General features: G+C 59.6%; 9 protein-coding genes and 2 pseudogenes. 10 read left to right on the forward strand and 1 reads right to left on the reverse strand.

The window, feature by feature from the left end:
* Positions 1–4: 4 nt before the first annotated feature.
* The 6 genes from ACFQND_RS01670 (at position 5) to ACFQND_RS01695 (ending at position 5,632) form a co-directional block, all read left to right on the forward strand.
* Complete coding sequence (locus ACFQND_RS01670) at positions 5–493, forward strand: PaaI family thioesterase (protein ID WP_371435559.1); 489 nt, start codon at positions 5–7, stop codon at positions 491–493.
* 142 nt (positions 494–635) lie between these two features.
* The gene (locus tag ACFQND_RS01675; RefSeq protein ID WP_371435560.1) at positions 636–1,652 is read left to right on the forward strand and encodes an NADP-dependent oxidoreductase; all 1,017 of its coding nucleotides are present in this window, start codon (positions 636–638) and stop codon (positions 1,650–1,652) included.
* A 43-nt stretch (positions 1,653–1,695) separates the two neighbouring features.
* Positions 1,696–3,339, forward strand: coding sequence for an isovaleryl-CoA dehydrogenase (locus ACFQND_RS01680; RefSeq protein ID WP_371435561.1), 1,644 nt, complete (start codon positions 1,696–1,698; stop codon positions 3,337–3,339).
* A 23-nt stretch (positions 3,340–3,362) separates the two neighbouring features.
* A complete protein-coding gene (locus tag ACFQND_RS01685; protein ID WP_371435562.1) occupies positions 3,363–4,301 on the forward strand; it encodes a glutathione S-transferase family protein in 939 nt (312 codons plus the stop codon).
* Between the two features lie 32 nt (positions 4,302–4,333).
* A complete protein-coding gene (locus ACFQND_RS01690) occupies positions 4,334–5,239 on the forward strand; it encodes an SDR family oxidoreductase (RefSeq protein ID WP_371435563.1) in 906 nt (301 codons plus the stop codon).
* A gap of 27 nt (positions 5,240–5,266) precedes the next feature.
* Positions 5,267–5,632, forward strand: coding sequence for a methylated-DNA--[protein]-cysteine S-methyltransferase (locus ACFQND_RS01695; protein ID WP_371435564.1), 366 nt, complete (start codon positions 5,267–5,269; stop codon positions 5,630–5,632).
* 166 nt (positions 5,633–5,798) lie between these two features.
* Here ACFQND_RS01695 and ACFQND_RS01700 read toward each other — a convergent pair whose 3' ends face one another.
* The gene (locus ACFQND_RS01700; RefSeq protein ID WP_377412020.1) at positions 5,799–6,896 is read right to left on the reverse strand and encodes a DNA-binding protein; all 1,098 of its coding nucleotides are present in this window, start codon (positions 6,894–6,896) and stop codon (positions 5,799–5,801) included.
* Between the two features lie 284 nt (positions 6,897–7,180).
* Here ACFQND_RS01700 and ACFQND_RS01705 point away from each other — a divergent pair.
* The 4 genes and pseudogenes from ACFQND_RS01705 to ACFQND_RS01720 form a co-directional block, all read left to right on the forward strand.
* Positions 7,181–7,557 (forward strand): annotated as a pseudogene (locus ACFQND_RS01705) (type II toxin-antitoxin system RelE/ParE family toxin).
* On the forward strand, positions 7,554–7,883 hold the full coding sequence (locus ACFQND_RS01710; protein WP_055398264.1) for a helix-turn-helix domain-containing protein: 330 nt from the start codon (positions 7,554–7,556) through the stop codon (positions 7,881–7,883). The pseudogene ACFQND_RS01705 and the gene ACFQND_RS01710 overlap by 4 nt, the downstream one beginning before the upstream one ends.
* A 362-nt stretch (positions 7,884–8,245) precedes the next feature.
* Positions 8,246–8,776: a cupredoxin domain-containing protein gene (locus ACFQND_RS01715; RefSeq protein ID WP_377412024.1), complete on the forward strand. Its 531-nt coding sequence runs from the start codon at positions 8,246–8,248 to the stop codon at positions 8,774–8,776.
* A 106-nt stretch (positions 8,777–8,882) separates the two neighbouring features.
* Positions 8,883–9,136, forward strand: a pseudogene (locus ACFQND_RS01720) (hypothetical protein); the annotation flags it as partial.

Raw genomic sequence — 9,136 nt, forward strand, 5'->3', positions numbered from 1 at the left:
ATTCATGAGTAGCCAGGACAAGCCGGAGGCTGTCAGCTTTGGCACGGAGATCCCCTTCGTCACGCTGCTTGGTTTCGAGCTGGAGTTGTATGAGGGCGGTGAATCTGTCGTCGGTTACACGCCGAAGCCGGAACACCTCAACACCTTTGGCGTGACGCACGGCGGCGCCTGCATGACGCTGCTGGACGTTGCCTTGGCGCGGGCCGCGCGCAGCCTGCAAAAAGACATGGGTGCCATCACCATAGAGATGAAAACCAGTTTCATGCGGCCTGCGCCGGGGGACGGCAGCAGGCTCACCGCCAGGGGCCGCGTCATGCACCGGACCACATCGCTGGTGTTTACCGAAGCGACGATCTACGATGCAAAGGGGCAGGCTTGCGCCCATGCAACAGGAACCTTCAAGTACGCCAAGCCCCGGCTCGCGGCGCCGGGCAGCGCTGATGACCATCAGGCGTCTGAGGGCGCCGCCCGGGGCATCATTTCAAGCGATTAATGCGGTTTTTTTGCATCAAATAGTTCTGTAGCCGCCTGAATATGCGCGCCGTAAGCTATCAAAAAAGTAGCGGCCTGGAGTCGGGTAATCCTTGTCGGCAGTTGCCCCGGTTTTTTCACACCATCTTTTTCAGGAGTCCGCCATGCCACGCAATCAACAAATCCTTCTCGACAACCGGCCCGCCGGTGAAGCCGTTGCCGGCAATTTCAAACTGGTGAGCAATGAGACGCCGGCCCTGCAGGACGGCCAGGTGCTGGTACGCCACCATTTCCTGAGCCTGGACCCGTACATGCGCGGCCGCATGAACGACAGCAAAAGCTACGCCGCGCCGCAGCCACTGGGCCAGGTCATGCAGGGCGGCACGGTTGGCGAGGTTGTTGAAAGCCGCTCGCCAAAGTTCCAGCCCGGCGACAAGGTTGTCGGGATGGGCGGCTGGCAGCAGTACAGCGTTGTCAACGCAGGGCAGCCCGGTGCGCTGCGCAAGGTCGATACCACCCACGTGCCACTGTCGCACTACCTGGGTGCGGTCGGCATGCCCGGTGTCACGGCCTGGTACGGCCTGGTCAAAATCATAGAGCCGCAGGCAGGTCAGACCGTGGTCGTCAGCGCGGCCACAGGCGCCGTGGGCAGTGCGTTTGCAGCACTGGCAAAGGCACGCGGATGCCGCGCAGTGGGCATTGCCGGCGGCCCCGATAAATGCAAATATGCGGTGGAGGAACTGGGCTTTGATGCCTGTATCGATTACAAGCTGCACAACGATGCAGCCTCCCTGTCCGCAGCGCTTGAAGGCGCTTGCCCCAAAGGCATTGACGGTTATTTTGAGAACGTGGGCGGCATGGTTCTTGATGCCGTGTTGCCGCGCATGAACGACTTTGGCCGGATCGCACTGTGCGGAATGATTGCAGGTTATGACGGCAAGCCGTTGCCACTCAGCCACCCGGCCCTGATCCTCACGGCCCGGCTCAAGCTGCAGGGCTTTATCGTCAGTGAACACATGGAGGTCTGGCCTGAAGCCCTGAAGGAGCTGGGCACGCTGGTTGGCACCGGCAAGCTCAGGCCGCGCGAGTCCGTGGCACAGGGCATCGAAGCCGCACCGGAGGCCTTCCTGGGTCTGCTCAAAGGCAAAAATTTCGGCAAGCAACTGGTCAAGCTGATCTAGCGGGCCAGGTCTTCAAATCAGGTTTTTGCAGCAGGAGCTCACTGTGGACATCACCCATGAAGTCTTTAACCAGCCCGATCCACTCGTCGGCTACAACCTGTTTGAAACCAACCAGCCGTTGCGCGACGCGCTGAGGTTCAATGCTCCGGAGCTGGATACCGCCGAACTGTCCAGCCTGGGGGCGACGCTGGGCAGTGCCGGCATGCAAAACCACGCCCGGCAGGCCAATATCCATACGCCCGAGTTGCATAGCCATGACCGTTTTGGCCGGCGCATCGACAGGGTCGAGTTTCACCCCAGCTACCACGCACTCATGGCGCTGGCCACGGGCGCCGGCCTGCATGGCACTCCGTGGGCAGACCAGGGTGCGTCGCCCCATGTGTTGAGGGCTGCGGGCTTCATGCTGTTCACGGAGCTGGAGCCGTCCATTCTCTGCCCCATATCGATGACTTACGCGGTGACTCCCGCGCTGCGCAGCAATGCGGCCATCTACGCTGACTGGGGGCCAAAACTTGCCAGCCGTGCTTATGACCCTGAGCTCAAGCTGTGGCGCGACAAGCCGGGCCTGACCATGGGCATGGGCATGACCGAAAAGCAGGGCGGTTCGGACGTGCGGGCCAACACCACGCGGGCTGAACCCGTCGGCAGCGACGCCTGGGGTGAGCGTTATGCCGTCATCGGCCACAAATGGTTTTTTTCGGCACCCATGTGCGATGCCTTCCTGGTGCTGGCCCAGACAAAAAGCGGGTTGAGTTGTTTGTTCCTGCCACGCGTATTGCCCGACGGCAACCTGAACGCCATCCGCATCCAGCGTTTAAAGGACAAATTGGGCAACAAGGCCAACGCCAGTTCTGAAGTCGAGTTTGAAGGCGCCCAGGCCTGGCTGGTAGGCGAAGAAGGGCGCGGCATTCCACAAATCCTTGAGATGGGCACCATGACCCGGCTGGATTGCGCCCTGGGGACCAGCGGCCTGATGCGCCAGGCCTTGTGCCTTGCGCTAAGGCATACTTCGCAGCGCAAGGCTTTTGGCAAACTGCTGATTGAGCAGCCGCTGATGCGCAATGTGCTGGCCGACCTGGCGCTGGAGTCGGAAGCCGCTACTGCATTGGCCATTCGGCTGGCCCGTGCCTTTGACAAAACAGGCGACACGCACGAGGCTGTGATGGCGCGCCTGCTGACGCCAATCGCCAAGTTCTGGATTTGCAAGCGCGGAAGCCACTTTGCGCAGGAAGCCATGGAATGCCTGGGCGGCAATGGCTACGTGGAAGAGGGCGGCGAAGGCGTCATGGCGCGCATTTACCGCGAAATGCCGCTCAACTCGATCTGGGAAGGCGCGGGCAACATCATGGCGCTGGACTTGCTACGGGCCCTGCGCAAGGCTGATGCCGTGGCGGCTCTGGCGCACGAGCTTTCAGCCGCCAAAGGCGCGCATCCGGCGCTTGACCGGCTCAGCGCTGCCTTGCCTGTGCGCGTTGAGGAAATGGCCACAGAGCTCGAAGCGCGGCGCCTGGCCCAGGACGTGGCCCTGGCCGTCCAGGCCGCGTTGCTCTACCAGACAGCGCCCGCCGCGGTGTTCAGCGCTTTTTGCGACTCGCGTATTGCCGGCAACTGGGGCCAGGCCTTTGGCACGCTGGGCGCTGGCACCGATTTCGATGGCATCATCGCCCGGGCCATGCCGGGTAAATAAAACAAATAATCCAGGAGACATTCATGACCGAGCTGATCCTTCACCACTACCCGACCTCGCCTTTTGCAGAGAAAACACGGCTGATGCTGGGTTACAAAAAACTCAAATGGAAGTCCGTCATCATCCCGATGATCAGCCCTAAGCCTGACCTGTTGGCTCTGACAGGCGGCTACCGCAAGACGCCGGTCCTGCAGATAGGGGCAGACATTTACTGTGATACCGCGCTGATCGCCGACGTGCTGGAGCATTTGCAGCCCGACCCGAGCATTTACCCGGAACCCAGCAAAGGCATGGGCCGGACACTGGCGCACTGGGCCGACAACCTGCTGTTCTGGACGGCCATGGCCTACAGCATGCAACCCAAGGGGGTCGCCCAGATTTTCGGTAATGCCCCGCCTGAAGCTGCAAAGGCTTTTGGAGAGGATCGCCGGGCCATGAGCCTGGGAATGCCGCGCCTGCGTTCGACTGACGCTACGGCAGCCTACAAATCATATCTGCGCCGCATCTCGGACATGCTGGATGACTGGCCCTTCTTGCTCGGTGAAGTGCCCTGCATTGCAGACTTTTCGGTGTACCACTCGCTATGGTTCACCCGCACGCGTACCTCGGTGCTGGCCGGTATCTTCGACGCCACGCCCGCCGTCCTGGCGTGGATGGACCGTATGGCGGCCATCGGCCACGCTCAGTTTGAAAAATTCAATGCGGCAGACGCTATCGCCGTAGCGGCAACCGCTACACCGGCACCCTTGCGGGATGACGTCTTCCAGGACGATCACGGTATTGCGCTTGGCAGTCGCGTGACAGTCAGCGGTGAGAGCTTTGGTCCGGAACCCACAGAGGGCGAGCTGATAGCCGCCACCCGCATGCACTACACCTTGCGCCGCACAGACGAGCGCGCGGGCGTAGTGCATGTACATTTTCCGCGCATCGGTTACCAGCTCAAGGCAGTTGCTCCAGCTTAAGACGCCTGACTCGATTTACACAGGAGATTTGGATGATCACGGATTTCAAAGGCAAAACAGCGGTGCTGACGGGCGCTGGCTCGGGCTTTGGCCTGGAGTGTGCCCGCATTGGGGCCAAACTCGGCATGAACCTTGTGCTGGTGGATGTACAGCAGGATGCACTGGATGTTGCTGTCAAGGAAATGGAGTCTGCCGGCGCGCAGGTACAGGCCTTCAGGCTGGACGTGTCCAGCGCCGACCAGATGGAAGCCATGGGGCGCGCCGTACAAGAGCGTTTCGGTGTACCGCATTTTGTGTTCAACAACGCAGGCGTCGGATCAGGCGGATTGATCTGGGAAAACTCGGTCAAGGACTGGGAGTGGGTGATGGGTGTCAACGTCATGGGTGTGGTGCACGGCGTACGCATCTTCACGCCCATGATGCTGGATGCTGCCAAAAAAGACCCAGCCTGGCGAGGTCACATCGTCAATACGGCCAGCATGGCCGGCCTGCTCGCTCCGCCCAATATGGGGGTGTACAACGTCAGCAAGCATGCTGTCGTGGCCTTGAGTGAGACCCTCTACCAGGACCTGACGCTGGTGACCGACCAGATTGGCGCCTCTGTGTTGTGCCCATTTTTTGTGGCTACCGGCATTGGCCAGAGCCATCGCAACCGGCCGGCGGAATTGCGCGATGACAAGCCCACCAAAAGCCAGCTGATCCAGCAGGCCATGACCGGCAAGGCCGTCGACTCCGGCAAGGTCAGCGCTGCAGATGTGGCGCAACTGGTTTTTGATGGCATTGCCAAAAACCAGTTTTATATCTACAGCCACCCCAAGGCCATCAAGTCTGTACAAACACGGATGGAAGATGTCCTGCAGGCTCGCAACCCGACCGACCCGTTTGCCGACAAACCCGAGATTGGCCAGCAACTCAGGGCGGCCTTGCGCGCAGCCTGAAAGCCCTGGCATTGCACACGTATAACCATGGCTGCCTTGGGCTTTGCGCTTTTCGACACCACTATCGGGTATTGCGGTATTGCCTGGGGTGAAAAGGGCGAAAGGCTTGCCGGGGTTCAGTTGCCCGAGGCCAGCGCCGCCGCGACCCGTGCCCGCATGCAGGTGCGGTTTGCACAAACTCCGGAAACGAGTCCGCCTGATTGGGTGCAAGTCATGGTCGCTCGCATCACAGCATCGCTTGAGGGCGTCCATGATGACCTTGCAGACATTGCACTGGACATGAGCGGTGTGCCGCCGTTTAACCAGCGTGTTTACGAAGTAGCCCGGGCCATCGCGCCCGGCCAGACGCTGACATACGGCGAAGTCGCAGCCAGGCTGGGCGAGCCGGGGTAATCGTCCTTTCGATGCAAATTGACACGGTAGCGTCAAAATAACCTATATAAAACAACAAGTTAGTTTTTTTTGCATCTCTGTTGCGACGTGGCTTTTCGTGCAAATTGACACGTTAAATCTCTTAGCGGGTCGGCAGGGATTCATGTAAAAACCCGCAGAAACAGGCTTAAGTCCCTGTCCCCGTTGGTTTTTTCGACTCCCTCTTCCCTGGTCGAACGGCCCCCTCAGCCGGGCTCGCAACCACATCAGGCCCAAGCGCCGGCGCACTGAAGCGTTCCAGCATGCTGGCTACGACCTGCTCCTGGGCCGTGACGGATGACCTAGCCGTCGCCAGCGCCACTTCCAATTGCTGCTTCGCGGTGAGCAGCTCGTCGATCTTGGCCTGTAACTGCTCATTCGCGGTGCTGAGCTGCTGGACGGCACTGTCCTGCTCGGCCAAGCGCCGGCCCAATTCCCCGGTGCGCCTTTGCGTAAACCCCAGTTCATCCTTGAGCGGCCGCAGGCCCCGCACCTCTTCCTGGACCTGGTGCAGATCGCCCTGGGCGCGCGACAAATCGCCAACCAACCGCGCGTTATCCTGAAGGGTGTGGACGGCTTCCTGCTGTTTGGTGGCCAAGGTCTCGTTCACAGAGCGCAACTCGGCCTGCAGGTACTGCACCTGCTGCTCGTGTTTGCGCTGGTCCTGGTCGCGCTGCTCCTTGGTGGACTGCCGGAAATGCTCCAGCGCCTGGCGCGCATGCTGGTGCTTTTCCTCCAGGGATTCGCGATGGCGTTCTTCGACCGCGATGCGCTCCTGCAGGTCGGCTACTTGTTGGATCAGCTGGGTGCATTCCAGGGTCTTGCCGCTCAGCGCTTCGCTGGTTTTGCCGTGGCCGGCCTTTTCATCGGCCACGGCACGCTGGGTTTGCTCCAGCTGCTGGCGCGTGGCCTGCGCCTCGGTTTTCAGGGCCGCGGCGGCCTGCTGCTGCTGGGTCAGCTGCTCGGCATGCCTGGCCTGGGCTGTCGTGACGCGCTCTTCGGCTTCCTCGTTGACGCGGGCGGCCAGGCGCTCCACCAGGTCCTGGATCGCCTCGCTGACGGCCACGCGGGTGCCGGTGGCCCCGCCTTCCTCTTCCTCGATCTCCTTCAGATAGCGGTGGATCGTGCTCTTGGAGCCGGTGCCCAGCTCTTCGCGCACCGCGTCGATGGACGGATTGCGCCCCGTGGCCCGCAATTTATCGCGGGCACGCAGCACTTCAGACTTGTAGATTCCGGCTCTGGCCATGGCTTACCTTTATTTCGTACCGTAGTACGTACCATGATATTTCATACTATTTATTTTGTCAATTGGCTGAGTTTTTTATAAAAATAACATTGGGTAATGGTGGATTATCCAATGTTAGGCGGATTTTGGAGGGATTCAGCCGTGGCGCTAGTATGGCGTCGGCCTAAACTCCGTTTGGCGCCATAAGCGCGTTTATGCGCCCGTGCGGAAGAAATTCACCTGCCGCCAAAAGTCCGGCCTCGGCAAATTGACGAGAATATGTCCAAACAGGCATAATTGAGGCAATGTCGAAGCAAGCCCGTAAACCCCTCAAATGGGTCAGTTCCGCCAAGCGGGACCTCGATGCGATGCCCGACGATGTCAAGGATGTTTTTGGCCATGCCATCGACCTGGCCCAGGCCGGCGGCAAACACCAGGATGCCAAGGTGATGACGGGTTTCGGTTCGGCCGGCGTGCTGGAGTGGTCGAGGACCACCAGGGCGACACTTTCCGGTCTACACCGTCAAGTTCGCCGTGGGTCTATGTCCTGCATTGCTTTCAGAAGAAGTCCAAAAGCGGCATCGCGACGCCGAAACCGGAAATAGATTTGATCAACACCCGCCGGAAGGCCGCGAAGCAGGATTTCGAAGTTTGGCAGGCACAGCAAGGAGCAAAGAAATGAATGTCCACGCGAACATCACCATCGAAGAAGGCAGCACCAACGTCTATGCTGATCTGGGATACACCGACGCGGGCGAGATGCAGCGCAAGTCCCAGCTGGCCGGCGAGATTGCCCGTGCGATTAAGGCACGCCGCCTGACGCAGGAAGACGCGGCCACCCTGCTGGGGATCGACCAGTCCAAGGTGTCACGCATTACATGCGGCCAGTTCCGAGGCGTCAGCGAGGCCAAGCTGCTCGAACTGGTGGCCCGGCTGGGCCACGACGTGAAGATTGTGGTCAGCCCAGCGCGGCGACGCGCCGGTAAGATAGAACTGCAGTTTGCCTAAATAATGCTTAGGCACTGGGCGCCTCCGGGTTCGGCTCCAGCGCAAGTTTTTTAAGCAGCTATTTCTCTAAGATAACGGGATTGTAATTTGGGAGCCAGCGTTGCGTTGGCCCCGGCTTTCTACAGTGGGAACCGTGATGCAGCGCCTGTATCACGGTGGTCCCAAGTGTTGAGGCCACGTCCTGCAATCGACAGTCAAGGAGTTTCATCATGCTGTTTCCTCAAACCGAATTTGCCCTGTCCCATGAGGAGCGTCACGCTTTTCGCAAGGAATACGCCAATTGAGTGGCGTAGCCACACGGGTCGGGTGATCGCCATATGGCATATATTTACAGTTTTCATTCACATCATTTAGGACTTTTCATGACAAACCATCTTCGTACCGCCACGCTTGCCTTTGCCCTTTCCGCTGTATCAGCGCTAACCTTTGCCGCTGGTTCACACGGGGGCGGTCACGACGAGGTCGCCATCGGTCAGCCTGGAAAGACGGCCAACGTCAGCCGAACTATCAACATCGACATGACCGACAACATGCGCTTCTCTTCGGCGGACATCGCCGTCAAGCAGGGCGAAACCATCCGGTTCCTGGTCAAAAACTCCGGCCAGATCAAGCATGAAATGGTGCTGGGTACGCAAAAAGAGCTCAAGGAGCACTACGCCATGATGATGAAAATGCCCGAGATGGAGCATGCCGATGCGAATATGGTCACGGTCGCTCCGGGCAAAACCGGTGAAGTCGTCTGGCAATTCACCAAGGCGGGCAAAGTTGACTTCGCCTGCCTGCAGCCTGGCCACTACGACGCCGGCATGAAGGGCCTGGTGACCGTCGCCGAAACTGCTGGCGCCACTGGAGCCGCGCCCAAAGCCGGTGCGGCCGCAGGCCACAAGCATTAATGACAGCACATAAACCTACAGCGTTTTGCGGGGTTTTTGCACCCCGATTGACCCCATTTTCGATGTAAATCTATCATCTCTCAACTTTATTGAAATCGAGCACATTATGAAAATCTCTAATTCTTTCGCTGTTCTTGGCAGCCTCGCACTGGCAGCGGCTTTCGCAACCAATGTTTATGCCCAAACCACGATGAACAAGGACAGCATGCCGGGCATGGACATGTCGGGCATGAAGATGGCGCCCACAGACAAGGGCGGCATGGCGGGCATGAACATGCCGGGCATGGCCATGGGCACGTCGGCAACAGCTACCGCGACAGAAGGTGAGGTTCGCAAGATCGACAAGGAAAACCAGAAAAT

It is taken from the genome of Polaromonas aquatica, from assembly GCF_042659145.1.
Lineage (GTDB): Bacteria > Pseudomonadota > Gammaproteobacteria > Burkholderiales > Burkholderiaceae_C > Polaromonas > Polaromonas aquatica.